Annotated in this window: 29 protein-coding genes; 15 read left to right on the forward strand and 14 right to left on the reverse strand. The window is 67.4% G+C overall.

What is annotated here, in order from left to right; genetic code table 11:
• Positions 1-3: 3 nt before the first annotated feature.
• Complete coding sequence (hisF, locus tag HYG95_RS09600; RefSeq protein WP_181697640.1) at positions 4-798, forward strand: imidazole glycerol phosphate synthase subunit HisF; 795 nt, start codon at positions 4-6, stop codon at positions 796-798.
• Between the two features lie 46 nt (positions 799-844).
• Here hisF and HYG95_RS09605 read toward each other — a convergent pair whose 3' ends face one another.
• The 7 genes from HYG95_RS09605 to HYG95_RS09635 form a co-directional block, all read right to left on the reverse strand.
• Positions 845-2,002 carry an acyl-CoA dehydrogenase family protein gene (locus tag HYG95_RS09605; RefSeq protein ID WP_181697641.1) on the reverse strand — a complete coding sequence of 386 codons (1,158 nt, stop codon included), beginning with the start codon at positions 2,000-2,002 and terminating at the stop codon, positions 845-847.
• Between the two features lie 86 nt (positions 2,003-2,088).
• Positions 2,089-2,829 (reverse strand): hypothetical protein, encoded by a 741-nt coding sequence (locus tag HYG95_RS09610; protein WP_181697642.1) that lies wholly within the window; start codon positions 2,827-2,829, stop codon positions 2,089-2,091.
• Between the two features lie 54 nt (positions 2,830-2,883).
• Positions 2,884-4,134 (reverse strand): ABC transporter substrate-binding protein, encoded by a 1,251-nt coding sequence (locus tag HYG95_RS09615; protein WP_181697643.1) that lies wholly within the window; start codon positions 4,132-4,134, stop codon positions 2,884-2,886.
• The gene (locus HYG95_RS09620; protein WP_181697644.1) at positions 4,124-5,164 is read right to left on the reverse strand and encodes a branched-chain amino acid ABC transporter permease; all 1,041 of its coding nucleotides are present in this window, start codon (positions 5,162-5,164) and stop codon (positions 4,124-4,126) included. The genes HYG95_RS09615 and HYG95_RS09620 overlap by 11 nt, the downstream gene beginning before the upstream one ends.
• Positions 5,161-6,039, reverse strand: a complete 879-nt coding sequence (locus HYG95_RS09625) for a branched-chain amino acid ABC transporter permease (RefSeq protein ID WP_181697645.1) — start codon at positions 6,037-6,039, stop codon at positions 5,161-5,163. The genes HYG95_RS09620 and HYG95_RS09625 overlap by 4 nt, the downstream gene beginning before the upstream one ends.
• Positions 6,036-6,761 carry an ABC transporter ATP-binding protein gene (locus tag HYG95_RS09630; RefSeq protein ID WP_181697646.1) on the reverse strand — a complete coding sequence of 242 codons (726 nt, stop codon included), beginning with the start codon at positions 6,759-6,761 and terminating at the stop codon, positions 6,036-6,038. Before HYG95_RS09630 ends, HYG95_RS09625 begins: the two co-directional genes overlap by 4 nt.
• Positions 6,758-7,516 carry an ABC transporter ATP-binding protein gene (locus HYG95_RS09635; protein WP_181697647.1) on the reverse strand — a complete coding sequence of 253 codons (759 nt, stop codon included), beginning with the start codon at positions 7,514-7,516 and terminating at the stop codon, positions 6,758-6,760. Before HYG95_RS09635 ends, HYG95_RS09630 begins: the two co-directional genes overlap by 4 nt.
• A 132-nt stretch (positions 7,517-7,648) precedes the next feature.
• Between HYG95_RS09635 and HYG95_RS09640 the strand changes: the two genes are divergently transcribed.
• From HYG95_RS09640 to HYG95_RS09650, 3 genes are read left to right on the forward strand one after another with little or no spacing between them, the layout of a single operon-like run.
• Positions 7,649-8,911: a CdaR family transcriptional regulator gene (locus HYG95_RS09640; RefSeq protein WP_181697648.1), complete on the forward strand. Its 1,263-nt coding sequence runs from the start codon at positions 7,649-7,651 to the stop codon at positions 8,909-8,911.
• 7 nt (positions 8,912-8,918) lie between these two features.
• Entirely contained in the window at positions 8,919-9,269 is a 351-nt protein-coding gene (gene hisI / locus HYG95_RS09645) for a phosphoribosyl-AMP cyclohydrolase (RefSeq protein WP_181697649.1), read from the forward strand.
• A 1-nt stretch (position 9,270) separates the two neighbouring features.
• Positions 9,271-9,930 (forward strand): DNA alkylation repair protein, encoded by a 660-nt coding sequence (locus tag HYG95_RS09650; protein ID WP_255495133.1) that lies wholly within the window; start codon positions 9,271-9,273, stop codon positions 9,928-9,930.
• Positions 9,931-9,933: 3 nt separating this feature from the next.
• Here HYG95_RS09650 and HYG95_RS09655 read toward each other — a convergent pair whose 3' ends face one another.
• Together HYG95_RS09655 and HYG95_RS09660 are read right to left on the reverse strand one after the other, a co-directional pair.
• Complete coding sequence (locus HYG95_RS09655) at positions 9,934-10,233, reverse strand: hypothetical protein (RefSeq protein ID WP_181697651.1); 300 nt, start codon at positions 10,231-10,233, stop codon at positions 9,934-9,936.
• Positions 10,234-10,274: 41 nt separating this feature from the next.
• Positions 10,275-10,964 carry a DJ-1/PfpI family protein gene (locus HYG95_RS09660; RefSeq protein ID WP_181697652.1) on the reverse strand — a complete coding sequence of 230 codons (690 nt, stop codon included), beginning with the start codon at positions 10,962-10,964 and terminating at the stop codon, positions 10,275-10,277.
• A gap of 124 nt (positions 10,965-11,088) precedes the next feature.
• Between HYG95_RS09660 and HYG95_RS09665 the strand changes: the two genes are divergently transcribed.
• Complete coding sequence (locus tag HYG95_RS09665) at positions 11,089-12,027, forward strand: GlxA family transcriptional regulator (RefSeq protein ID WP_181697653.1); 939 nt, start codon at positions 11,089-11,091, stop codon at positions 12,025-12,027.
• A gap of 14 nt (positions 12,028-12,041) precedes the next feature.
• Here HYG95_RS09665 and HYG95_RS09670 read toward each other — a convergent pair whose 3' ends face one another.
• The 4 genes from HYG95_RS09670 to HYG95_RS09685 all read right to left on the reverse strand — a co-directional run bounded on the left by HYG95_RS09670 (position 12,042) and on the right by HYG95_RS09685 (position 14,124).
• On the reverse strand, positions 12,042-12,509 hold the full coding sequence (locus HYG95_RS09670; RefSeq protein WP_181697654.1) for a MarR family winged helix-turn-helix transcriptional regulator: 468 nt from the start codon (positions 12,507-12,509) through the stop codon (positions 12,042-12,044).
• Between the two features lie 143 nt (positions 12,510-12,652).
• A complete protein-coding gene (locus tag HYG95_RS09675) occupies positions 12,653-13,219 on the reverse strand; it encodes a permease (protein WP_181697655.1) in 567 nt (188 codons plus the stop codon).
• A 64-nt stretch (positions 13,220-13,283) separates the two neighbouring features.
• Entirely contained in the window at positions 13,284-13,754 is a 471-nt protein-coding gene (locus HYG95_RS09680; protein ID WP_181697656.1) for a peroxiredoxin, read from the reverse strand.
• Positions 13,755-13,845: 91 nt separating this feature from the next.
• Positions 13,846-14,124 (reverse strand): hypothetical protein, encoded by a 279-nt coding sequence (locus tag HYG95_RS09685; RefSeq protein ID WP_181697657.1) that lies wholly within the window; start codon positions 14,122-14,124, stop codon positions 13,846-13,848.
• Positions 14,125-14,281: 157 nt separating this feature from the next.
• Here HYG95_RS09685 and HYG95_RS09690 point away from each other — a divergent pair, with 157 nt between their 5' ends.
• From HYG95_RS09690 to trpA, 5 genes are all read left to right on the forward strand, one after another.
• Positions 14,282-15,820: an anthranilate synthase component I gene (locus HYG95_RS09690; protein WP_181697658.1), complete on the forward strand. Its 1,539-nt coding sequence runs from the start codon at positions 14,282-14,284 to the stop codon at positions 15,818-15,820.
• Entirely contained in the window at positions 15,817-16,719 is a 903-nt protein-coding gene (locus tag HYG95_RS09695; protein WP_370465739.1) for a TIGR02234 family membrane protein, read from the forward strand. The genes HYG95_RS09690 and HYG95_RS09695 overlap by 4 nt, the downstream gene beginning before the upstream one ends.
• Before the next feature lie 136 nt (positions 16,720-16,855).
• Entirely contained in the window at positions 16,856-17,677 is an 822-nt protein-coding gene (gene trpC / locus HYG95_RS09700) for an indole-3-glycerol phosphate synthase TrpC (RefSeq protein WP_067988162.1), read from the forward strand.
• Positions 17,674-18,933 carry a tryptophan synthase subunit beta gene (gene trpB, locus HYG95_RS09705; RefSeq protein WP_181697659.1) on the forward strand — a complete coding sequence of 420 codons (1,260 nt, stop codon included), beginning with the start codon at positions 17,674-17,676 and terminating at the stop codon, positions 18,931-18,933. Before trpC ends, trpB begins: the two co-directional genes overlap by 4 nt.
• On the forward strand, positions 18,930-19,730 hold the full coding sequence (gene trpA, locus HYG95_RS09710) for a tryptophan synthase subunit alpha (protein WP_181697660.1): 801 nt from the start codon (positions 18,930-18,932) through the stop codon (positions 19,728-19,730). The genes trpB and trpA overlap by 4 nt, the downstream gene beginning before the upstream one ends.
• A 159-nt stretch (positions 19,731-19,889) precedes the next feature.
• Here the strand turns inward: trpA and HYG95_RS25140 are convergent, their stop codons facing one another.
• The gene (locus tag HYG95_RS25140) at positions 19,890-20,078 is read right to left on the reverse strand and encodes a transposase (protein WP_181697661.1); all 189 of its coding nucleotides are present in this window, start codon (positions 20,076-20,078) and stop codon (positions 19,890-19,892) included.
• Between the two features lie 64 nt (positions 20,079-20,142).
• On the opposite strand from HYG95_RS25140, the gene HYG95_RS09720 reads away from it, so the two are divergent.
• The 5 genes from HYG95_RS09720 (at position 20,143) to lgt (ending at position 23,738) form a co-directional block, all read left to right on the forward strand.
• Positions 20,143-20,481 carry a WXG100 family type VII secretion target gene (locus HYG95_RS09720; protein ID WP_181697662.1) on the forward strand — a complete coding sequence of 113 codons (339 nt, stop codon included), beginning with the start codon at positions 20,143-20,145 and terminating at the stop codon, positions 20,479-20,481.
• Positions 20,481-20,783: a WXG100 family type VII secretion target gene (locus HYG95_RS09725; RefSeq protein ID WP_181697663.1), complete on the forward strand. Its 303-nt coding sequence runs from the start codon at positions 20,481-20,483 to the stop codon at positions 20,781-20,783. Before HYG95_RS09720 ends, HYG95_RS09725 begins: the two co-directional genes overlap by 1 nt.
• Positions 20,784-20,787: 4 nt before the next feature.
• Positions 20,788-22,206 carry a hypothetical protein gene (locus HYG95_RS24505; RefSeq protein ID WP_220139261.1) on the forward strand — a complete coding sequence of 473 codons (1,419 nt, stop codon included), beginning with the start codon at positions 20,788-20,790 and terminating at the stop codon, positions 22,204-22,206.
• Between the two features lie 10 nt (positions 22,207-22,216).
• On the forward strand, positions 22,217-22,567 hold the full coding sequence (locus HYG95_RS09735) for a hypothetical protein (RefSeq protein ID WP_181697664.1): 351 nt from the start codon (positions 22,217-22,219) through the stop codon (positions 22,565-22,567).
• A 79-nt stretch (positions 22,568-22,646) separates the two neighbouring features.
• On the forward strand, positions 22,647-23,738 hold the full coding sequence (gene lgt / locus HYG95_RS09740) for a prolipoprotein diacylglyceryl transferase (RefSeq protein ID WP_181697665.1): 1,092 nt from the start codon (positions 22,647-22,649) through the stop codon (positions 23,736-23,738).
• Positions 23,739-23,869 lie beyond the last annotated feature (131 nt).

Below are 23,869 nucleotides of genomic sequence, written 5' to 3' on the forward strand. Positions count from 1 at the left end.
ACGATGGGTACCAGCACACAGCAGAGCACGCTGGCCGTCCGCGTGATCCCCTGTCTCGATGTGGACGCGGGCCGGGTGGTCAAGGGCGTGAACTTCCAGAACCTGCGTGACGCGGGTGATCCGGTGGAACTGGCCGCCACTTACGACGCTCAGGGTGCCGACGAACTCACCTTCCTCGACGTCACCGCCTCCACCGGCGATCGCGCGACCATGCTCGACGTGGTGACCCGCACCGCCGAACAGATCTTCATCCCGCTCACCGTCGGTGGCGGGGTGCGCACGGTCGAGGACGTGGACCGCCTCCTGCGCGCCGGGGCCGACAAGGTCTCGGTGAACACCGCCGCCATCGCCCGCCCCGAGGTGCTCTCGGAGATGTCGCAGCGCTTCGGTTCCCAATGCATCGTGCTCTCGGTCGACGCCCGCACCGTGCCCGACGGCCAGCCCGACACCCCGTCCGGCTGGGAGGTCACCACCCACGGTGGCAAACGCGGTACCGGTATCGACGCCGTCGAATGGGCTGTGCGCGGCGCCGAACTCGGTGTCGGCGAGATCCTGCTCAACTCGATGGACGCCGACGGCACCAAGGCGGGCTTCGACCTCCCGATGATCACCGCCGTCCGCGCCGCCGTGCACGTTCCCGTGATCGCCAGTGGCGGTGCGGGCGCGGTGGAACACTTCCCGCCCGCCGTCCACGCGGGTGCCGACGCGGTGCTCGCCGCCAGCGTCTTCCACTTCGGCGACCTCACCATCGCCCAGGTCAAAGACGCCATGCGCGCAGACGGCATCACCGTCCGCTGATCTCGGTCGTCCGAGACGGCCCGTTGTGGTCGGTCGGTCGTCGGTACTACAGGCCCATGTCGGTAGCGATGACGGTGCGCAGGGTGTCGGAGCTGTCGCCGCCTTGGAGGCGGTCCACGCGGTGGTCGGCGTAGAGGCGGGCGATGGGTGAGTCGGTGAGATAACCCGCGCCGCCGTGTAGTTGGAGGCAGCGGTCGATGACCCGGGTCGCGGTTTCGGTGGCGAAGAGCTCGGCGGAGGCGGCGTGGGCAGGGTCGAGTGCGGCGCTGTCGTGGGCGGCGAGAGCGCGATCGATCACCGCCTCGATGGCATCGACCTCGGCTCGGCAGCCCGCCAGTTCGAACTTGCTGTGCTGGACGGCGGCGACGGGGCGGGCGACCGGAAGCCGGTCGCGGGTGTGGTCGCGGGCGAATCGGATGGCCGCCTTGGCCCGGGCGTAGGCGCCGAGCGCGATATTCAGTCGCTGCTGCGGTAGCTGGGCGTCCAGGTGCGCGGCGGCTCGGTGCGGGTCGCCGAGCAGGTCGGTGGCGGGGACTCGCACATCGGTGAAGGTGAGTTCGGCGGTGCCACCGACCTTGCGGCCCAACGTGTCCAGGCGCCTGCCCACCAGGAAACCGGCCGCGCTCGCGTCGACGACCAGCAGCGAAAGACCGTAGGACGGGTCGTCGGGCCGCGGCGGTGCGGTGCGGGCGCACACGATGACCCGATCGGCATGCACCCCACCGATGACATAGGTCTTCGAACCGTTCAGCACGTAGGTGCCCTCAGCGGTCTGTGGCGCGGTGGTGCGCATCCCCTCCGGTTCGGTGCCTGTGCCCGGCTCGGCCACCGCGAGGGCGAACATCGTGTCGCCGGAGACGATCCCAGGCAGCCACCTGGCCTGCTGCGCCGGGGTGGCGAGTGCGGTGATCAACGGCAGGCAGCGGCCCAGGTGCGCGCTCGCCCCGCCGAAGGAGACAGCGGCCCTGGCGATCTCCTCGGCGAGCACGCCACGATAGGCCAGCGAGTCACGCCCGGCACCACCGAACTCCACCGGCACCCCGAGACCGAAAATCCCCAGATCCCCGAGCCGGTAATAGAATTCGCGCGGCACGAGACCGTCCTGGTACCAGCGGCCGAAGCTCGGCACGACCTCGGCTTCGATGAAGGCCCGGATCGTGGCCCGGAAGGCGACGAGTTCGGCGTCGAAAACTGTTCTGCGCATCAGCGATTCCCCTGTTGTCGGCGCGCCTGTGCGCACGGGCCGGGCCGCGAACACCCCCGTGTTCGCGGCCCGGCATCGGACGAGATCTACTTCGCGGGCGCGGGTACCGCGGGGTCCTTGCAGTAGGCGCCCAGCTCGGCCGGGCACGGCGCGAGGATGGTGGAGAAGTACTGGTAGGCGGCGAACAAGGCCAGCGGACCACCGACGGTGACCAGCCCGACCATCCCGCCCACCGCGCCGAGCGTGGCCGCGCCGAGCACACATCCCGCCACAGTGGCGCCCACCCACGGTACGAGCAGCACGATCACGGGGCTGGCGATCGTCGCACCGGCCGCGCCGCCGACCAGGCAGCCCACCCCGCCGCCGACCACGGCGCCGATGATGGCGGCCACCGCACTGCCGATGGTGAGCCGCTGGGCGAGCACGCCGAGCGCGGATTGGTCACGGGGGGTGAAGGATTCGGCGATCTGCTGCACCGCGGCATCCTGGCTGATGACATTCGTGGCCGCCTCGGCCGGTGTGCCGCCGTCACGTGATGGTGTGAGGGTGGCGCGGTCACCGTCGATCGCCGCCGCGATCGGGAAAACCTTGTCGTCCATCCGGTACGACAGCGGCAGCGCCGCGACCGGCACGTCGGCCTCGGTGGTGAGCACGAGCTGACCGTCGACGACCTGCAGTTTGCCGTCGTTCGTCGACAGCACGGCCGCGTCGCCCTGCCTGCTGATCTCGTAGTGGACCTCGGTCTGGGCAGGCTCGGCGTGGGCGTTCGCGCTGCCGACGCACAGGGCAAGCGCCGTCATGGCGGCCGTCGCGAGCGTGGTTGACATCTTCATGGTGATCCTCATCGATCGTGGGGTGAACTTGTGCCTCGCGGCACGGGACTACTTGCCGGAGGTATCGATCAGGCCCTCTGTCAGCGACCAGTGCTCGCCGGCGAAGGTCTGGATGCCGACCGCCTCGAGCGGGAAGCCGTCGCCCGCACCGGTTTTCATGCTGATACCGGGCAGCATCAGGTCGGCGGAGACGTTGTCGAGCGAGCGCATCGCATCGCGCAGGCCCTCCCTGGTCGGGCACTTCGCCGCTTCGAGGGTCTTGTGGAAGCTCTGCGCCATCGCCCAGCCGGCCATGGCGTGCTGGTTCTCGGTGTCGGCGCCGGGTGCGTACTGGGTGAGTTCGGTCTTGAACGTCTGCATGCCTGCGTCGGTGGCCCAGCGCGGGTCGGCGGGGTCCTTGAGGAACGCCGCGCTCACCGTGCCCTGGATATTCGGCAGGCCGACCGGGCGCAGGGTCGCCATGGTGTTGGACACCTGGGTGAGCACGTGCAGCGGGTTCCAGTCGGTGTTGCGCACGTCGGCGGCCAGGGCCTGGGAGGCGAACTTCGGCGTCGAGAAGTTCAGCATCACGTCGGCTTTGGAGTTGGCCAGGTTGCGGACCTGCGCGTCGACGGTGGGGTCGGTCACCTCGAAGCTCTGCTCGGCGACCACCTTCACCCCGCTGCCCTCGGCGCCTTCGCGGAACGCGGCGAGCAGGTCCTTGCCGAAGTCGTCGTTCTGGTACAGCACCGCGACGGTCGCGGTGGGGCGCTGCTTCTTCACGTACTCGGCGTAGGCCAGGCCCTCGGTGCGGTAGCTGGGTTGCCAGCCGATGGTCCACGGGTTGTCCTCGGACCCGAACTTCGTGGCGCCGGTGGCGACGAACACCTGCGGCACCTTGCGCTGGCCGAGGTAGTCGCTCACCGCCGAGGAGGTGGCGGTGCCGAGGGTCTGGAAGACCGCGAACACCTGATCCTGTTCGACGAGGCGACGGGTCTCCTCGACGGTCTTGGGCGGCTGGTAGCCGTCGTCGCGGACGAGGTATTCCACCTGGCGTCCACCGATGCCGCCCTTCTCGGCGTTGACGTAGTCGAAGTAGGCCTTGATGCCCTTGGGCACCTCGCCATAGGCCGAGGCCGGACCGGACAGCGGGTACACGCCGCCGAGCTTGATGGTGCTGTCGGTGATGCCGGTGGTCTGCTGACCTCGGCAATCGCCTTGGCCGACGGTTCCGGTGTCGGCGTTGCGACCACCGCACGCGGTGAGCGTGGCGACCAGTGCGGCGGCCACCCCGAGACACTGGATTGTCCTAGTGCGCATGAGTTCTCCCTTTCCGGACGCGTTGTCCGAGCCAGTGCGCCCATCGGGTGGCCAGACCGGCCAGTCCCTGGGGGGCGAGGTACATGACCGCGATGATCAGCAGTCCGAAGATGACGCCGGGTGCGGCCTGGTTGACGTCTTGCGCCAGGCTCGGCACGAACATCACGAACAGCCCGCCGAGCACCGGCCCCCACGTCGTGCCGAGTCCGCCGACGACGAGCCCGGCCAGCAGGGTGATCGACAGGGTGAGCGCGAACGAGTCGGGGGAGACGAAGGCGATCACCCAGGTGTAGACGCAGCCCGCGACGCCGGCCAGCAGCGCGCTCCAGGCGAAGGCCAGGGTCTTGTAGTGCGCCAGGTTCACCCCGAGCACCTCGGCGGCGGTCTCGTTGTCACGCACCGCGTGCAGGGCGCGACCGACTTTGGAGCGCAGCATCCCGGCGACCAGCACGAAGCTCAGCACGGTGACGGCCAGCGCGAGGAAGTACAGCCACTGATCTTCGGCGAGCCCGGTCCAGGCAGGCGGCACCGGCTTGTCGACGCCGAGTCCCATCGAGCCGCCGGTGAGTCCGTCGAACCGTTTCAGCAACGGGACCAGGAAGATCGCGATCGACAGGGTGACCAGTGCGAGATACAGCCCGCGCAGGCGCAACGCGGGGATCCCGAGCGCGAACCCGAGCACGAAGGTGATCGCCGCCGCCAGCGGTATGGTCGCGAAATACGCTGTGTCCCAGCGATGCATCGCGATCGCGGCCGTGTAGGCGCCGATCGCGAAGAACGCGCCGTGGCCGAGCGAGATCTGGCCGGTGTGCCCGACGAGCAGGTTGAGCCCGAGCAGGGTGACCGCGTAGATCATGGCCATCGCCAGCTGGAAGGTGTGGAAGGGCACCAGCTGGAACGGTGCGGCACAGGCGAGCAGGAGTACCGCGAGCGTGAAGACCAGCGGAAGCCGGGGGACGCGGATTCTCGAACGTTCCGGTTCCGCCTGGAGTGCCGCAGGATTCGCTGCCGAGATTTTCACGTCGCTCATACCCGTTCCACCGCCGCGTGTCCGAACAGACCTTGGGGGCGAAGCAACAGCACGCCCAGGATGATCACCAGCGGCACACCGATCTTGAGTTCGGTGCCGATCGCGTCGACGTACGCGCCGGTGAGGGTTTCGGCGACGCCGACGATCAGTCCGCCCGCCACCGCGCCGCCGGGGGAGTCGAACCCGCCGAGTGTGGCCGCCGCGAAGGCGTAGATCAGGACGCCGCTCATCATGTTGGGATCGAGGAACAGCAGCGGCGCCGACAGCACGCCCGACACCGACCCGACCAGCGCGGCCAGGCCCCATCCCAGCGAGAGCACGGTGCCGACCCGGATGCCGACGAGCCTGGCGGACTGCGGATTACACGCCACCGCCCGCATGGCCAACCCGATCGCGGTGTAACGGAACAGCAGATACAGCAGTGCCATCACCAGTCCGACGACGGCGAAGATGCCGAGGCTGCCGTACCCCACACTGACATCGGCGACCCGTAATGCGCCGTCCGGGAAGGGATTCGGGAAGGACTTCACCTGGTAGGACCAGATCCAGCCCGCCGCCGCGTGCACCGTGAAGAACAAACCGACCGTGACGATCACCAGGGTGATCTCCGGTTTGCCTTCGACCGGCCGGATCACCACCCGCTCGATCACCATGCCCGCGAGGAACGAGATCACCAGCGTGAGGACGAGTGCCGCCCAGAACGGCATCACCTGACTCAGTTGCCAGGCCAGGAAAGCCGAGAACATGGCCAGCTCGCCCTGGGCGAAGTTGGCCACCCCGGTGAACCGGTAGATCAGGACCAGCGCCAGCGCCAGCCCCGCGTAGATCGCGCCCGCCGAGAGCCCCTCGACGAGCTGCTGCGCGAATTCGGTCACGGTCGCACCCGGTATCCGAGGTAGGAGCGGACGACCTGCTCGTCTGCTTTGATCTCGGCGGCGCTGCCGGACAGGACGATGCGGCCCGTCTCGAGCACATGTGCCTGATGGGCGACACCCAACGCGAGGTGGGCGTTCTGTTCGACGACTATCACGGTGGTGCGTTCCTCTGCGTTGATGGTGTGCACGATCCCGAACAGCTCCTGGGTGACCAGCGGGGAAAGCCCGAGCGAAGGTTCGTCCAGCAGCAGCAGTCGTGGGCGCAGCATCAGCGCCCGGCCGATGGCGAGCATCTGCTGCTGACCGCCGGACAGCCCGCCCGCCGCGTCGCGCTGCTTGTCGCGCAGGATCGGGAAGTAGTCGTAGACCCGGCGCAGGTCGGCCTCGACGCCCGCGCGGTCGCGGCGGGAGTAGGCGCCGAGGCGCAGGTTCTCCTCCACCGTGAGCGGGGCGAAGGTGCCGCGGCCCTCGGGCACGTGGGCGACCCCGAGCCGGGCCATCGCCTCGGGTGCCCGTCCGGCGACCTCGTCACCGTTCAAGCGAAGGGTGCCACGCACTTTCACCATGCCGCACAGCGCGCGCAACAGGGTGGTCTTGCCCGCGCCGTTGGGTCCGAGGATGGCGCATACTTCGCCCTCGGCGACCGAAAAGCTCACGCCGTGTAGCACTTTCGCCGCGCCATACCCTGCGTGCAGGTCGGTGACGGTCAGGAATTCGCTCATGAGGCAGCCCCAAGATAGGCGCGGACGACAGCCGGATCGCTCTGCACCGCTTCGGGTTCGCCCTCGGCGATCACCTGCCCGAACTCGAGGCAGACCACCCGGTCGCAGGTGTTCATCACGAATCCCATGTGGTGTTCGACGACGACGACGGTGAGGTCGAGCTCGGCCTGCAGGGCACGAAGACGCTCGGCGAACTCGTCGACCTCGCCGTGGCTCAGCCCGTTCACCGGCTCGTCGAGCAGCAGCAGCCGGGGCCGCACCGCGAGGGCGCGGGCCAATTCGATCCGTTTGAGCGTGCCGAACGGCAGCCCGGCGGCGGGATGGTCGGCGACGGTGGTGAGGTCGAGCCGCTCGAGCAGTTCGTCGGCCTCGGCGCGCAATCGCCGTTCCTCCCGGCCGACCCACGGCATCCGCAGCCCCGCCGAGACGAAGCCGCCGCGCGTGCGGTGATGGGTGCCGACGAGCACGTTGTCGCGTACCGACATCCGGGTGAACAGGCCGAGGTTCTGGAAGGTGCGGGCGATGCCGAGGCCGGCCAGCGCATCGGGGCGAACCGTGGTCAGGTCGGTGTCGAGGTAGCGCAAGGTGCCGGAGGTGGGACGGTTGCGCCGGGTGAGGCAGTTGAACAGGGTGGTCTTGCCCGCGCCGTTGGGCCCGATCAGACCGACCATCTCGCCCGCGGCGACCGTGAACCCCACATCCTGCAGGGCGGTGATCCCGCCGAAGCGCACCGTCAGGTGGGTTATGTCGAGCATGCGAGGAACACTAAGAGCGCTGGTCAGCACCCACATCGGACGTTGTGGACCAAGTTTTCGGCCGTGCATCGTCCGCTGCGGACAGTGTGATCTGGTTGACACCTCGAACGCGGCGCTGCAAACTCCCCGGACATGTCAGCTGGATCACAACTGCTCGGCTACTCCGATCCGGTACACGCCGAGCGAGCCCGGATCGTCGGGTGCGCCTACGACCACGCCGACGAGATCGCCGACGATGTGATGGCCAAGCTGCGCGTCGAACTGCCCGGCTACGACACCGCCGACCCGGGGTTCCTCGCCGACGTGCACGACCAGCTGGCCCGGCTCAGCCGCACCGGGCTCGGTGCCCTGCTCGAGCACAAACGGGTCACCCCGGCCGACGTCTCCTACGCCAGGCAGGCCGCCGCCCGCCGCGCCCGCTGCGGGCTGCCGCTGGTCGACTACATCGCCGCGTTCCGGCTGGGTCAGCGCGCGATCTGGAAATCGCTGCTCGCTCACGCGGGCGACACCGAAGCGGGACGTGAGGCAGTGTTGTCGCTGGCCGGACCGCTGGCCCGCTACACCGACCTGATCAGCACCCAGGCCACCGACGCGTACCTGGAGTTCCAGCAGTACGTCACCGCGGAATCGAGCCGCGACGGCCAGGCGCTGATGGACTCCCTGCTCGACGGTGCCCTGCCCGCGAGCGGACCGCACCTGTCCGTGGCCACCGCGCACGGGATCGGCGCCGAACGGACCGCGCCGCTGGTCGTCGTCACCGCGATGGTTCTCGATCCCGCGCCGTCGGCCGACTCCCTGTGCGAGACGAGGCAAGTGGTGTCGGCCGCGCTGGCGCGCACCGGTGTCAACGGGTTGCGCACCCTGTCGGTGGTGCGCGATACCGAGATCGTGGCGATCCCGGCGCTGCGACCCGACGGGTCGGCCGAGCAGCTGTGCGAACGACTGCGGGCGCTGCGTGAACAACTCGCCGCCGACGGTGTGGCGCTGGCCGTCGGGGTGAGTACCTCGGTCACCGAGGTCGGCCAGATCCCCCGGGCGCACCGGCAGGCCAGGGCCGCCCTCGCCCTGCTCCCCGAGGACGGTGGCGTGCTCGCGCTGCCGCAGATGACACCGTTCCGGTACCTGCTGCTGCGCGCCGACGACACCACCCGTCAGCTCGTCGATCCTCGCGTGGGCGCCGCCCTCGCCGACGACCGCGCCCGGGGCGGCACCCTCGCCGACACCGTGCGCGCGTTCGCCGCCGCCGACATGAACCTGCGCGAAGCCGCCGACGCACTGCACATCCACCTCAACACCGCCAAGTACCGGCTGGGCCGCATCCAGGAACTCACCGGACGCAATGTGCGCAGCGTCAACGACCTCGTCGAACTGCTGGTGGCGATCGAGCTGTTATAAACGACGGATGAGTCTGGATCCTGCTATTGCCGCCCGCCTCAAACGCAACGAGGCCGGGCTCGTCGCCGCGATCGCGCAGGAGAAGGCGACCGGAGACGTGCTGATGATGGCCTGGATGGACGACGAGGCCCTGGCCCGCACCCTCGAAACCCGCAAGGGCACCTACTATTCGCGTTCGCGCCAGCAGTACTGGGTGAAGGGGGAGACCTCGGGGCACACGCAGTACGTGCACGAGGTGCGGCTCGACTGTGACGGTGACACCGTGCTCCTGATCGTCGATCAGGAAGGGGCGGCCTGTCACACCGGCACCCACACCTGCTTCGACACCGATGTGCTGCTCGCACGCGAGGCCGAGTGAGATGACCGTGCCGGAGGTCCTCGCCGAGCTCGCCGCCCTCGACAATCCGCGCGTTCGCGAGGTCAACGAGAAGCACGGCGACGACCACGGCGTGAACCTCACCGAGCTGCGCGCGGTCGCCAAACGGCTGAAGACCAACCACGACCTCGCCCTCGAGCTGTGGGCCACCGACGACACCGCCGCGAAACTGCTCGCCCTGCTCGTCTGCCGCCCGAAGGCTTTCGACCGGACCGAGCTCGACGCGATGATCCGCGCCGCCCGCACTCCGAAGGTGCACGACTGGCTCGTGAACTATGTGGTGAAGAAGAACCCGCACGCCGAGGAGCTGCGCGTGGGCTGGCTCGCCGACCCGGATCCGGCGGTCGCCGCCGCTGGTTGGGCGCTCACCGCCGATCGAGTGGTGAAAAAGCCTGCGGGACTGGACCTTCCCGGGCTCCTCGACGACATCGAAGCACACATGAAAACCGCCCCCGACCGCCTGCAATGGGCGATGAACACCTGCCTGGCCCAGATCGGGATCACCCAACCCGAACACCGGGCTCGTGCCGTCGATATCGGGGAACGGCTGCGGGTGCTCGCCGACTATCCGACCTCGCCCGGCTGCACCTCGCCGTTCGCACCCACCTGGATCGCGGAAATGGTGCGCAGGCAGGGCGATTGAGCCTCAGCGGCGCCGTTCGCCCACGACCTTCGACGACGGCAGGCGCCCGGCTTTGGATGTTCCCCGCAGGGTGTCACCGTCGACGGTCACGTCGAATGCCAAGTTCAGCCGAAGGGGTTTGGTGACGGCCTGTTTCCAGGTGAGCCGATCGCCCTGGGCGCGGAGCTCGGTGAGTGGCACGTCCTCGCCTGCTCCGCGCGCGACGCCGGTGAGAACCCCGTCCTGCTCACGGATTTCGACCACGGCGTCGATCTTGCCGATCGGGGTGGCGATGGACATGTTCCAGGTGCCTGCGAAAGACATGCTGATGCGTTCCTGACTGTTCGAATGGTGGGGTTCGCCGCTCAGAAGGCGGTCGGTGTCAGACCGTCGGCGCGCCAGACGGTGCCACGTCGCTCGTGTGCGAAGAGCTCTTCAACGGCGTGCGCGACGCGGGGCCCCAGTTCGCGCTCGAGCAGATACAGGCCGAGATCCAGGCCGGAGGTGACACCCGCGCCGGTGACCAGGTCGCCGTCGTCCACGATCCGGGCCGAGACCGCGTGCGCACCGGTGGCGTCGAGCAGATCCAGGCCGAGATGGTGGGTGGTGGCGTGACGGCCTTCGAGCAGGCCGGCCATGGCCAGGACCAGCGAGCCTCCACAGACGGTGGCGACAGTGACGTCTGGGGCCTTCATCGCCTGCGTGAGGAGCGCGGGCAGCTCGGTGCTCAGCGTGCGACCGAGCAGCACCGGGATGGGCTGGTCCGGTTCCCATTCGCCCGCACCCACCTGTGCTTCCGGCACCTCGCCGAGGTCGCCCACCCGGCCCGAAGCTCCGGGCACCACAACGATGTCCGCACGTTCCGGGTCGAGGGTGCCGGTGGCGTGCAACGTCAATCCGCCGGTGCCGCTGACCACCTCACGAGGACCCTGTGCGGAGACCAGCTCGACGGTGACCGCACCGTCGGACGCCACGCCGCCCGCGTACAGCACTTCATAGGGAGCGATGGCATCGAGTGGGTCGAAGCCGTCGAAAAGGACGATCTGAACATGCATGGATGATTTCCCTCGCGCCGTTATCCGCTGGACATCCCACAGTCAACCGGTGCTCGCCGCGAGAGCCCAGTGGCACTGGCGACAGGTTTCGACGGAAAAATGCCAACCTCGCTACCCTCGTGCCATGCATACCGTGGCCGTCCTGGCACTGAACAAGGTGATCCCGTTCGACCTGTCCACCCCGATCGAGGTCTTCTCGCGGACCCGGCTGCCCGACGGACGACCCGGCTACCAGGTGCGGGTCTGCGCCGAGCACGCCGAGGTCGACGCGGGCGCCTTCACCCTGCGTGCCCCGTGGGGCCTGGACGGCCTCCGGAACGCGGACACGATCATCGTGCCGGGCATCGCCGATCCGACCGCCCCGCTCTCACCCGCCGTCCGCGAGGCGCTACGTGCGGCCGCCGCCGATGGCACCCGTATCGCCTCCATCTGCGTCGGCACCTTCCCGTTGGCCGCCACGGGTCTGCTCGCCGGGCTGCGCGCCACGACCCACTGGCATGCGGCCGACGCACTGGCCGCCACCCATCCCGACATCGATGTCGACCCGGACGTCCTCTACGTCGACAACGGTCAGTTCCTCACCTCGGCGGGCGCCGCGGCGGGAATGGACTTGTGCCTGCACATGATTCGCCGTGACTACGGCTCGGCCACGGCCGCGCACGCCGCCCGGCTGTCGGTGATGCCGCTCGAACGCGAAGGCGGACAAGCGCAGTTCATCGTCCACGACCACGTCCCGACACCGCAGGGCTGTGAGCTCGAAACGCTGCTCATCTGGCTGCAGGAGAACCTGGCCGAGGACCTCACCCTCGCCGATATCGCCGAGCGGGCCGGAACCAGCACTCGCACGCTGATCCGGCGCTTCCGCGAACACACCGGAACCACCCCGCTGCGCTGGCTGCACCGCGTCCGGATCCGGCAGGCGCAGCATCTGCTCGAAACCACCCAGCATTCGGTCGAGCGGATCAGCGGCCAGGTCGGTTTCGGGTCGGCCACCGCCTTCCGGGAGCGCTTCAAGCGCACCACCGGCGTCAGCCCGCAGAGCTACCGGCGCACGTTCAGCTGAACCGGATTCGAGGCCTAGTCGCACCCCTCGGCGAGGACGTGGTCCAATTGATTGGACAGGCTTTCGCCGAGGGCGGCGAGCTGGGCTGTCTGGGTGCAGTCGAGACCGTCGAGCACCAGCTTGCGGACGGCCTCGAGATATCCGGGCGTGGCCTCGATGACCTTCTCGAAACCGTCGTCGGTGAGCACCGCGTACACCCCGCGTCTGCCCGCCGCCGAATCGCGGCGCGCCCAGCCGAGTCGCTCCAGTTTCGACACCACATGCGACAGTCGCGATAGCGAAGCATTTGCCTTGTGGGCGAGATCACTGAGCTGCATTCGGTGCCCGGCTTCCTCCGACAGCAGGCTCAGCACCCGGAATTCGAAATGGGTGAGCCCGGACTCGCGCTGCAGCCGAGTGTCGAGGGCGGCCGGAACCCTTGTCATCAGGGCGACTACCGCCTGCCAGGCGCGCTGTTCTACCGGATCCAGCCATCTGGTCATGGCTGAGGCCGCCTCGCGGTCGGGCGGCACGGATCGAAGGGAGGGACGCGCACCGGACCGAGTTTGCCACGACGTCGCTGTGGCGTCCGCCGGATCGCCCGGGTCGTGAGGTCACTCACAACCCGGGACGCGTCATCGAAGCCTCAGTACTCGCGAGACTCCTGCGGCGGGACCGTCGGTTCGGGGGTGGCCTTGGCGGCCCGGCGGCGGTTGATGCCCCGCTTACCCATCAGACCGAGCACGAGGGCGAACACGATCGCGGCCACGATCGCACCGACCAGGCAGGCACCGCGGAACGCGGGCGCGTCGACATCGAGGATGCGTTCACCGGCGTGCGCCGCATTGTTGCCACCCAGCACGATGGTGAGCGTCATCAGGTTCGGAAGGGAGCCGAGCAGCGCGATGACGACTGCCACCCCGGCGATGAACTTGCCGCCCTTGCGCTTCCACATCCGCACCGCGAGCAGCAACAGCAGCAGCGGCACCAGGGTGAACACCAGGCCGTAGACCAGGCCCCACCAGATGCCCTGGGTGAAGCTGCCGTGCACGAGGCTCGCCAGGCGCTGCGCCCACCATCGTGGGATGAACGAGGCCAGGATGAAATAGGCGATCACCAGCACGACCGCTGTCGCCAGGATCATGATCGCCCGGTTGCGCCACACGGTAGCCGTGGACTTCTGACCGCTCGACCGCACTTCGCCGGATGTCATTGCCCCAGCGTAGGCGCGCCGACGGTGCCGGGCGCCGATCCGTGCCCGGCGTTTCGCCAGATCGCTATCCGGCGGATTTCGCCCGTTCGCGCAGGAAGCGCAACGCCTCGTCGGCGTGCACGGCCGCGCGCAGTTCACCGGTGACGACCTTCAGGATCGTGCGATCGGTATCGATGACGAAGGTGTGTCGTTTGACCGGGGCCAGCTTGCCGAGTAGCCCACGCTTGACGCCGAAACCGGCCGCGACCTCGCCGACGGCGTCGGAGAGGACCGGATAGTCGAGCCGCTGTTTGCCTGCGAAACCGGCCTGCACCTCGACACTGTCGGTGCTGATCCCGGCGCAGGACGCACCGAGGGTGGCGAACTCGGCGCTCAGATCACGGAAATGGCAGGCCTCGGCGGTGCAGACCGGAGTGTTGGCGGCCGGGTAGAAGAACAGCACGAGCGGCCCGCCTGCCAGCAGGGCGTCGAGGGAGCGGAGTTCGCCGGACTGATCGGGAAGTTCGAACTGGGGCGCGGTTTGACCTGGCTGCATGCGCACGACCCTAACGGCCGGTACCCGAGCGCAAAAGGTCCCCGTTCACGGACGCGAACGGGGACCCGCCTTTTCGACCCGCCCTGCGGCTCTAAGGAATCCGCAACAGCGCTTTGATCTCCGGGTTGCGGATCTCCATCACGTCGAGGATGCCGTGCACCCGCAGCATCGGCTCCAGCTTCAGGAGACGATCGCGGTGCGCTTCGTATTCGACCGGGAACGACTTCTCGTCCAGATCCTGCATGGCCTTGGCGTAGGTGACGAACGACGTGAGCGCGCTCGCCGCGGACTGCTGTCCAGGACCGTTGTAGTGCTGCGACACAGGGGCCTGCCTGCCCAGCTGTGCGCCCTGATGCGAGGGATTCAACATGGCTCCTCTCGGAAGAAGGGATACCGCATGCGACATGGAACGCGCGCGAGTGTAGTGATGCCGGTCACGGCCGCATTCGGCGCCCGGTCGTGACGGCCTCCGGCGGGGTGATCGGGGCAGGATGCGGCCACGTCGCGGCGCCTGGGATGATGGCCGAATGCAGGGCGCGCCGACACCGACCACGACCACCCGCGAGCAGTTCCGGTTGCTCGCCGCCGAGCACCGGGTGGTCCCGGTGACCCGAAAGGTGCTGGCCGACTCCGAGACTCCGCTCTCGGCCTACCGCAAACTGGCCGACGACCGGCCGGGCACCTTCCTGTTCGAGTCCGCCGAGAACGGGCGCTCCTGGTCGCGCTGGTCGTTCATCGGCGCGGGCAGTCCGTCGGCACTGACGGTCGTCGACGGTGCGGCCGCTTGGCTCGGCACCGTCCCCGCCGACGCGCCCTCGGGCGGTGACCCGCTGCGTGTGCTGCACGAAACCCTCGAACTGCTGCGCACCGAACGCCTGCCCGGCCTGCCCCCGCTCACCGGTGGCATGGTCGGCTATCTCGGCTACGACGCGGTCCGCCGCATCGAGCGCCTGCCCGAGCTGGCCGAGGACGATCTGCAGCTGCCCGAGCTGGTTCTGATGCTGGCCACCGACCTGGCCGCCTTCGACCACCACGAGGGCGCGATCACGCTGATCGCCAACGCGGTGAACTGGAACGGCACCGACGAACACGTCGACGCCGCCTACGACGACGCCGTGGCCCGGCTCGACCGGATGACCGCCGCGCTGGCCACCCCGGCGTCGTCGACGGTGTCGGTCTTCGACCAGCCCGAACCCGACTACCTGCGCAGGCGGACCACCGAGGAATTCTGCTCGGGGGTGCGCAGGCTCATCAAGGAGATCGAGGCGGGCGAGGCGTTCCAGGTGGTGCTGTCGCAGCGCTTCGAAATGGATTACACCGGCTCTCCGCTCGCGGTCTACCGGATGCTGCGGGCCTCGAACCCGAGCCCGTACATGTACCTGATGCACATCCCCGACGGCGACGGCGGCACCGCGTTCTCCATCGTCGGCTCGAGCCCGGAATCGCTGGTGACCGTGAAAGACGGTGTCGCCACGACACATCCGATCGCGGGCACCCGCTGGCGCGGAGCGAGCGCCGAGGACGACATCCTGCTCGAGAAGGACCTGCTCGCCGACGACAAGGAGAACGCCGAGCACCTCATGCTCGTCGATCTCGGCCGCAACGATCTGGGCCGGGTGTGCCGTCCCGGTACGGTGCGCGTCACCCAATACCGGCACGTGGAGCGCTACAGCCACGTGATGCACCTGGTGTCGACAGTGTCGGGTCAGCTGGCCGAGGGCAGGATCGCGCTCGACGCCGTGCGCGCGTGTTTCCCGGCGGGCACCCTGTCCGGTGCGCCGAAGGTGCGGGCGATGGAGCTGATCGAGGAACTCGAACCGACCAGGCGCGGAATTTACGGCGGCGTGGTCGGCTACCTCGATTTCGCCGGCGACGCCGACACCGCCATCGCCATCCGCACCGCCCTGCTCAAGGACGGCACCGCCTACGTCCAGGCGGGCGCTGGCGTAGTCGCCGACTCCGACCCCGTCGCCGAGGACACCGAGGCGCGCAACAAGGCCATGGCGGTCCTCAAGGCGATCGCGGCCGCCAAGACCCTTCGCACCTACGAGGGCGGCGCCGAGTGAGTGCGCGGGACGCCGACGCACCGAACGAGGGCGCTTCGGCGCGTGACAGCGGTCCGGTGGGCGATAGCGGCACGGCGCGTGACAGCGGCTCGGTCGGCGATACCGGTGCGGCGCGTGACAGCGGCCCGGTGGGCGATAGCGGCCCGGTGGGCGATAGCGGGTCGGTGGGCGACGGCGGGTCGATGGTCGACGGGGGCGACAGCGGCGTGAAGGGTGAAGGCTTGACAGCGGGCGCGCAAGTGGCCGCACCCGCCGCCAAACCGGTACTTCCGGTGATCTTGCTGGCCGTGGCGGCGGCCGGACTGTGGGCGTCCTCGCGGATGACCTGGGTGACGGTGCACTCGGCCGACAACCTCACCGAACCGCGCACCGACAACCTCGACGGCGGCACCTGGTTCGGGGCGCTCACTCCGCTCGCGCTGGTGCTCGTCGCCGCGATCGCCGCCGTGTTCGCGGTGAAGGGTGTGCTGCGTCAGCTGCTCGGCGTGGTGGTCGCCGTGGTCGCCGCGGTGGCGGCCGTCCCCGGCTTCGCCCTGACCATCGGGGCGGGCAGAACCGACGAACGGGCAGGCACGCTCGCCGAACTGCCCGGCCGGGCGACGGTCACCGGCGCCGAGACCCACATCTTCCCGGCCGTGCTCTCGGTCCTGGCGGCGGCGTGCGCCCTGGCCGCGGGTGTGCTGCTGACCCGGCGGGCCGAAACCACCGCCCAGCTGTCCGGCAAGTACGACAACCCCGTCTTCCGCCGGGCCGACGCCAGCGCCCAGGTGAACAACTCCGACGGCGCCGCGCCGCTGTCGGACCGGGTGCTGTGGGATGCCCTCGACGCGGGCACCGATCCCACCGACACCGCCGATACCCGGGACGACGACGACCGCCCGGGCCGGCGCGACCCGTGACCGGGCACGTGACCCCCGGCACCCCCGCCGCAGTGACACGCGCGGCGGCCATTTATTCTTGTCAGGCATCGGTGAGACAGCGCCCGGGGGGACTCTCGGGTGAGAAGTTCGTCTCCCCAGAAAGGATTCGAGCCAGATGACGGTACTCGACTCGATTCTCGACGGGGTTCGGGCGGATGTTGCCGCTCGCGAAGCCCTCCTCGATTTTCAGGCGATCAAAGCTGCCGCGGCTGCCGCGAAGGCACCGCTGGACGCGCGCGCCGCGCTGCACGAGGACGGGATCGGTGTCATCGCCGAGGTGAAGCGGGCCAGCCCCTCCAAGGGCGCGCTGGCCGACATTCCCGATCCGGCCGTCCTGGCCAAGGCCTACGAAGACGGTGGTGCCCGCATCATCAGCGTGCTCACCGAGCAGCGCCGCTTCGGCGGTTCGCTCGACGATCTCGACGCCGTGCGCGCCGCGGTGAACATCCCGGTGCTGCGCAAGGACTTCGTCGTCGGCCCGTACCAGATCCACGAGGCCCGCGCCCACGGCGCCGACGTGATCCTGCTGATCGTGGCCGCGCTCGAACAAGACGTGCTGTCCTCGCTGATCGACCGCACCGAATCACTCGGTATGACCGCTCTCGTGGAAGTACACACCGAAGAGGAAGCCGATCGTGCCCTGGAAGCGGGCGCCTCGGTGATCGGTGTGAACGCGCGCAACCTCAAGACCCTCGAGGTCGACCGCGACGTGTTCGCCCGGATCGCACCCGGTCTGCCCTCGGAGGTCATCCGGGTGGCCGAATCCGGCATCCGTGGCACCGCCGACCTGCTGGCCTACGCCGGCGCGGGCGCCGACGCGGTGCTCGTCGGTGAAGGCCTGGTGACCAGTGGAAATCCGCGCGCTGCCGTCTCCGACCTGGTGACCGCGGGCGCCCACCCCTCCTGCCCGAAGCCCGCACGGCGGAGCATCCGATGAGCGCGCTGCCCCAGGCCAGCGCGGGGGTGGCCCAGCACAGCGACTACGAACCCGACGCGGGTGGGCACTTCGGTGTCTACGGCGGACGGCACGTGCCCGAGGCGTTGATGGCCGTGATCGAGGAGGTCACCGCCGAATACGACAAGGTGCGCTCCGACCACACCTTCCTCGACGAACTCGACCGGTTGCAGCGCGACTACACCGGTCGCCCCTCGCCGGTGTTCGAATGCACCCGGCTGGCCGAACATGCCGGTGGCGCAAGGATTTTCCTCAAGCGTGAGGACCTGAACCACACCGGTTCGCACAAGATCAACAATGTGCTCGGTCAGGCCCTGCTCGCCAAGCGGATGGGCAAGACCCGCGTCATCGCCGAGACCGGTGCCGGTCAGCACGGTGTCGCCACCGCCACCGCCTGCGCGCTGCTCGGCCTGGACTGCGTGATCTACATGGGCGCGGTCGACACGGCCCGCCAGGCGCTCAACGTGGCCCGCATGCGCCTGCTCGGCGCCGAGGTGATCTCGGTGACCAGCGGTTCGCAGACCCTCAAGGACGCCATCAACGAGGCGCTGCGCGACTGGGTCACTCACGCCGACGACACCTACTACTGCTTCGGCACCGCCGCGGGCCCGCACCCGTTCCCGCTGATGGTGCGTGATTTCCAGCGTGTGGTCGGCATGGAGGCGCGCGAGCAGATGCTCGACCGCGCCGGTCGCCTGCCCGACGCCGTGGTGGCGTGTGTGGGTGGCGGCTCCAACGCCATCGGCATCTTCCACGCCTTCATTCCCGACGCGGGCGTGCGGCTCGTCGGTTACGAAGCGGCCGGCGACGGTGTCGAAACCGGAAGGCACGCAGCCACTTTCACCGGCGGTACACCCGGTGCGTTCCAGGGCGCCTACTCGTACCTGCTGCAGGACGAGGACGGCCAGACCATCGAATCCCATTCGATCTCCGCCGGTCTGGACTACCCGGGTGTCGGCCCCGAGCACGCCCACCTCAAGGACATCGGCCGCGCCGAGTACGCGCCGATCACCGACACCGAGGCGATGGACGCGCTGCTGTTGCTCTCCCGTTCGGAGGGCATCATCCCGGCGATCGAGTCCGCCCATGCCGTGGCCGGTGCGCTGAAGCTCGGCAAGGAACTCGGCGAGGGCGCCATCATTCTGGTCAACCTGTCCGGTCGTGGTGATAAGGACATGGACACCGCAGGCCGCTGGTTCGGTCTGTTCGACGACAACGCCGAGGAGAACGCTCAGTGAGTCAGCAGTCGCGCCTGGCCAATACGTTCGCGGCCGCGCGCAGCGAGGGACGGGCGGCGCTCATCGGCTACCTGCCCGCGGGCTATCCCGATCTGGCCGGCTCCATCGAGGTGTGCCGGACGATGGTCGAATCCGGTTGCGACATCGTGGAAGTCGGCGTCGCCTATTCCGATCCGGTGATGGACGGCCCGGTCATCCAGGCCGCCGCCGAGCAGGCGCTGCGCAGCGGCGTCCGCGTGCGTGACGTGTTCTCCGTCGTCGAGGCGATCACCGACGCCGGTGGACAGGCCGTGGTGATGAGCTACTGGAACCCCGTCCTCAAGTACGGCGTCGACACCTTCGCCCGCGACCTGGCGGCCGCTGGTGGCGCGGGCATCATCACCCCGAACCTGATCCCCGACGAGGCCGACGACTGGTTCGTCGCCTCCTCCACCCACAACCTGGACCGCATCTTCCTCGTCGCACCGTCCTCCACGGAGGAACGACTGGTCAAAACCCTGGAAGCCTCCCGCGGATTCATCTACGCCGCCTCCACCATGGGCGTCACCGGCGCCCGCGACGCGGTCTCCTCCTCCGCCCCCGCCCTCTGCTCCCGCATCCGCGCCCACTCCGACATCCCCATCGGCGTCGGCCTCGGCGTGCGCTCAGGCGCCCAAGCCGCCGAGATCGCCGCCTACGCCGACGGCGTCATCGTCGGCTCGGCACTGGTATCGGCCGCCGCCGAGGGTCTCGACGCGGTGCGCGCACTGACTTCCGAGCTGGCCGAAGGCGTCCGCGCAGCCAAAGTGCGCTCGTAGCGATTTGGAGCAGCCTTTTCGATGCGTTGAGGTGTCCACATGAAAACGACGCAAGAAGTACTGGCGCGATGAACAGCATGTCGGTGACTCGAGCATCGAGACTGTCGCTCTTGTTCAATCCGAAAAACCGAAACCTGTCGGCTTGACCCTGAACTCCTCCTATGGGTCTCCCCATGCTGGAAAGGTGGTGCGGATGTGGCCATACAACCGGTGTCGAACCGAATTGACCTCGCCTCGGTCGATCAGGGCCTGATGTCTCCACCGATACAGCGTGGCCTCGGTGACCTCTCGATCACGGGCGATGTCGGCGACCCCGAGGCCTTCATCGACGTCCGGGACGCAAGCCACGCTGGTTGCGACCCTTAGCGCCGACAACTAGACTGAGTTCGGTTCGATAGGTCCAGGGGGGCTTGTGTCAGGTGAATCTTCTACAGCGAAAACAGATTTCGCAATGGTGCCAGCCGAAGTCACCGATGCAGGCGTATACATCGAACAAGTCGCCGCGTCTCTGCTCACGGGACTTGCGTCGCTCGATCGCGAAATTTCAGGCACCTTGGATACGTGGACCGGAGCGGCAGCGGACTCCTTCGGCGCCGGCTGGACGACAACGAAGGACGGTGCCGCCAACGTGTTGGCTGCCCTCAACGCCATGGGCGAACTGCTTGGCGTGGCGAGCAAAGCCGTAGCCGGCCAAGACACCTTGAATGCCGACAAGCTGAGTTCGCTCGACCCACCGAAATTGAATCTCTGATGGCCGAGGAATCTCCCGACTTCAGCTTCGACCTGGATACGCTGGACCAGCTCGTCAGCCGCGCCAACGGATTTATCGGTTTCCTCACCGACAGTCTCGACGGGCTCACTCAACGTATCGCCACTATCCAACAGAGTTGGCATGGCGCAGCGGCAGACGCCCAGGAAGAAGCCTTCCGCGAATGGCTGGCCGGAGCGACCAGGGTAGTCGAGGGAATCAGAGAAATGCATACCGCTGCCGTCACGGCCCGCGACGCCTACAAGGCTGCGGAAGAAATGAATCTACGAATGAGCGGCGGCTGATCAGTTGGCATCAATCGCTCCGAAAAGCTACACGGATGCCGCAAAGGAATGCTACGCCCTTGCCAACGAATTCAAGACCGTCTACAACGTTCTACAATCGATACTGATAGAGACCGGCGGAATGGCCGGTGCATACGATGCGGTGAACGCCTGGTCGAAGTCGTATGACGGACGCGGTGGGGCCATGACTGTAGTGGCCCCCTATTTCGTGCGATCCCTTCAGCATATGGGCGACATATTGACCGCTTCTGGATACAATTGGGCGGTCAGTGAATACAAAGCCAATCGCGACCCGAAAAAGGGCGACCCGCCCGCGCGTCCAACGTTGCCTACGGAACGTGCTTACGGCAGCTTCGCCGTCCTCGGTATCGCCGCGTCGAAGGCTAACAGTAGCGGTCTCGAATGCGACATACCTGGGCTGTATGAAAGGGTTACCGCGAATGTCACTGGTGGACAAATCCCCGACGGTGATACAGATAAATTGGCAACCGCCGCGTCTAAATGGAAGACCTTCGCCGCGTCGACCCCGGTGACCGATGCGAGCCTTCGGCTCAAGGTGACTGCCGCAGGCCTTCAGCGCGCCTATGGCTCAACTGCAAAAGACATCCCGAATCTTGTCGAGCATTTGGGCTCGCTCACTGCCTGCGCCCGAGAAATCGAGACTGCTGCGCGCGATATCGCTGCCGCTGTGGATGCCCACAGCGTTGCCTTGACGAAGATGCGGAAGGACATTGAAACCAACTTCGCGGGAGCGATGGTTGGGTACGCGATCTGGATCGCAGTAAATCGCGTAAAACTCGAGAAGAAGAGTGAACCATTCGAAAAGCCCGAGAAATCGGACGGTAAGTCTCCCAACTCGAACAATGCCGACGAAGACGAGTTCCTCAACCTCGCGACATTGTATATAGCTCCTCCCATCAATATCTTCCTCACAGTCTTGGGGGGGATAGCCTTTACCGCTGCGGAATTGAATACTGCGGGTATCTCCAAAATTGTCGAGCTTCCGATCCTGCTCGATGACTTCGACTCCGATAAGGGTCGCGATACTGCCGTAGTTCGGGGAACAATCGACGAAAGTGCCAGCTCCTTTAATGCGGCCGAGCGAAGAATAGCCGAGCTTCTTGCGGACGAGGGTAAGAACGTTACCGCCATTCCGAGGGGTGCGGAGAGAACGCCCGACGCCCTGGTCGACGGTGTGCCCACGGAGTTCAAGAGCTTGGAACCTGGGGCGTCGAACGTGACTGTCAAGAACGCGCTGAAGTCGGCACGTGGGCAGGCGGACGATGCAATTATCGACGGCCGCGGTTCAGGCTTGACGCAGGATGAGGCACAACGAGGACTTGCGCGTTTCTTGGGCGCGTACCCTGATAAGATGAACAACGTTCGAATAGTTGGCGATGGCTGGGAGATCCTGTGGCCGTAGGAGGATGCTTGTGAGCGCATCTCATCAAATATTCATACGAGCGAACCGGTCACTGTCAAACATCATCAGCGACATAAACTGGGCTACGGGAATCTCCCTTACAGGTACTGGCAATTCGGAATTCCCTTATGCCGCCAAGTTGGACTCGGCATTCATAGATATTGAGCCAACTCATGACTATGAAAATGAGCCGGGGCTGCCGTTTGAGCAGTATTCAACCATCTTGGAGGTGCGGGATATCGACAATAACCAGAAAAGAGAAGAAGCGCTGTCCCGCGATATTTTCGGCAAGCTTGCCGCCCTTCCCGGCTATCATCTGATGCTGGTATTCAACCTGCAACGGAATCTTATGCAAAGCTGAATTCGGAGCAACTGGTTGGGTACAGCGGCGACCACGACCTCTCGGGTCACAGTCCCGACTTGCCGGTCCCTCCACTAACGTGGTCACCGTGAACTCAGTCCTGGCCTATATCCCGAGTCCGCCGCAGGGTGTCTGGCAGCTCGGACCCTTTCCGTTGCGGGCGTACGCGCTGTGCATCATCCTCGGCATCATCGTCGCCATCTGGTGGGGTGAGCGGCGGTGGCAGCAGCGTGGTGGGCAGGCCGGGGCGGTGCTCGACGTGGCCATGTTCGCGGTGCCGTTCGGTCTGGTCGGTGGCCGGATCTATCACGTGGTCACGGACTGGCACAAATACTTCGGGCCGGACAAGAACCCTGTCGAGGCGCTCTACATCTGGCAGGGCGGGCTCGGTATCTGGGGTGCTGTGTTCTTCGGCGGCATCGGGGCCTGGATCGCCTGCCGCATCTACAAGATCCCGCTGCCCGCGCTCGGCGACGCCATCGCCCCCGCGGTGCTGCTCGCCCAGGCCATCGGCCGGCTCGGCAACTACTTCAACCAGGAACTCTACGGACGCACGACCGAGGTGCCGTGGGGTCTCGAGATCTTCGCGCGCTACGACACCGAGACCGGTGCGCGCGACATGATGAACGGGGTGTCCACCGGGCAGGTGCTCGAGGTGGTCCACCCGACGTTCCTCTACGAGATGATCTGGAACGTGCTCGTCGTCGTGCTGCTCGTGCAGATCGACAAGCGGTACCGAATCGGGCACGGCCGCCTGTTCGCGCTCTACGTCGCCGGATACAGCTTCGGCCGGTTCTTCGTCGAGCTGATGCGTAGCGACGAAGCGACACACATCCTCGGCATCCGGATCAACTCGTTCACCTCTGCGCTCGTATTCCTCGGCGCCATGGCCTACTTCGCGCTGGCGACCAAGGGCCGCGAGGACCCGGCCTTGCTGCAGCCGGGAGCGGCGCCGCGTCCGTGGCCGTGGCAGCTGTCGAAACTGCGCGCGCTCGGCGCCGCCGAGAACGCCGACGGCGGACAGGTCGACCTCGCGAAGAAGGCGGATTCCGCAGTGGGAAACAATGATTCGGCCGTAACCACTAACGAACCGGCCGAGGACACGGCTGCTACCGAGGAAGAGGCCGACAAGGCAGGCGAGCCGACGAAATCGGACGCGAAGAAGGCCTGATTCCTCGAGAAACCGAACTGATCGACGGGTGTTCGTCAACACGACGAACACCCGTCGCGATATTCCCGTGAGTGCTGCGTGCTCGTGACGACGAGGCACCCGAGAAGACAACGGCCGGTGGTACCGGCCAC

Source organism: Nocardia sp. GTS18, from assembly GCF_013839555.1.
Taxonomy (GTDB): domain Bacteria; phylum Actinomycetota; class Actinomycetes; order Mycobacteriales; family Mycobacteriaceae; genus Nocardia; species Nocardia rosealba.

Bases quoted from the DNA above. Each gene is read 5' to 3' on its own strand.
- HYG95_RS09670 (WP_181697654.1), bottom strand. From the start codon at position 12,509: ATGACCAGATGGCTGGATCCGGTAGAACAGCGCGCCTGGCAGGCGGTA.
- HYG95_RS09610 (WP_181697642.1), bottom strand. From the start codon at position 2,829: ATGTCAACCACGCTCGCGACGGCCGCCATGACGGCGCTTGCCCTGTGC.
- HYG95_RS09665 (WP_181697653.1), top strand. From the start codon at position 11,089: ATGCATACCGTGGCCGTCCTGGCACTGAACAAGGTGATCCCGTTCGAC.
- HYG95_RS09615 (WP_181697643.1), bottom strand. From the start codon at position 4,134: ATGCGCACTAGGACAATCCAGTGTCTCGGGGTGGCCGCCGCACTGGTC.
- HYG95_RS09675 (WP_181697655.1), bottom strand. From the start codon at position 13,219: ATGACATCCGGCGAAGTGCGGTCGAGCGGTCAGAAGTCCACGGCTACC.
- HYG95_RS09725 (WP_181697663.1), top strand. From the start codon at position 20,481: ATGGCCGAGGAATCTCCCGACTTCAGCTTCGACCTGGATACGCTGGAC.
- HYG95_RS09605 (WP_181697641.1), bottom strand. From the start codon at position 2,002: ATGCGCAGAACAGTTTTCGACGCCGAACTCGTCGCCTTCCGGGCCACG.
- HYG95_RS09620 (WP_181697644.1), bottom strand. From the start codon at position 5,164: ATGAGCGACGTGAAAATCTCGGCAGCGAATCCTGCGGCACTCCAGGCG.
- HYG95_RS09650 (WP_255495133.1), top strand. From the start codon at position 9,271: ATGACCGTGCCGGAGGTCCTCGCCGAGCTCGCCGCCCTCGACAATCCG.
- HYG95_RS09685 (WP_181697657.1), bottom strand. From the start codon at position 14,124: ATGTTGAATCCCTCGCATCAGGGCGCACAGCTGGGCAGGCAGGCCCCT.
- HYG95_RS09655 (WP_181697651.1), bottom strand. From the start codon at position 10,233: ATGTCTTTCGCAGGCACCTGGAACATGTCCATCGCCACCCCGATCGGC.
- HYG95_RS09690 (WP_181697658.1), top strand. From the start codon at position 14,282: ATGCAGGGCGCGCCGACACCGACCACGACCACCCGCGAGCAGTTCCGG.
- HYG95_RS09630 (WP_181697646.1), bottom strand. From the start codon at position 6,761: ATGAGCGAATTCCTGACCGTCACCGACCTGCACGCAGGGTATGGCGCG.
- HYG95_RS09640 (WP_181697648.1), top strand. From the start codon at position 7,649: ATGTCAGCTGGATCACAACTGCTCGGCTACTCCGATCCGGTACACGCC.
- trpC (WP_067988162.1), top strand. From the start codon at position 16,856: ATGACGGTACTCGACTCGATTCTCGACGGGGTTCGGGCGGATGTTGCC.
- HYG95_RS09635 (WP_181697647.1), bottom strand. From the start codon at position 7,516: ATGCTCGACATAACCCACCTGACGGTGCGCTTCGGCGGGATCACCGCC.
- HYG95_RS09680 (WP_181697656.1), bottom strand. From the start codon at position 13,754: ATGCAGCCAGGTCAAACCGCGCCCCAGTTCGAACTTCCCGATCAGTCC.
- hisI (WP_181697649.1), top strand. From the start codon at position 8,919: ATGAGTCTGGATCCTGCTATTGCCGCCCGCCTCAAACGCAACGAGGCC.
- HYG95_RS09660 (WP_181697652.1), bottom strand. From the start codon at position 10,964: ATGCATGTTCAGATCGTCCTTTTCGACGGCTTCGACCCACTCGATGCC.
- trpB (WP_181697659.1), top strand. From the start codon at position 17,674: ATGAGCGCGCTGCCCCAGGCCAGCGCGGGGGTGGCCCAGCACAGCGAC.
- hisF (WP_181697640.1), top strand. From the start codon at position 4: ATGGGTACCAGCACACAGCAGAGCACGCTGGCCGTCCGCGTGATCCCC.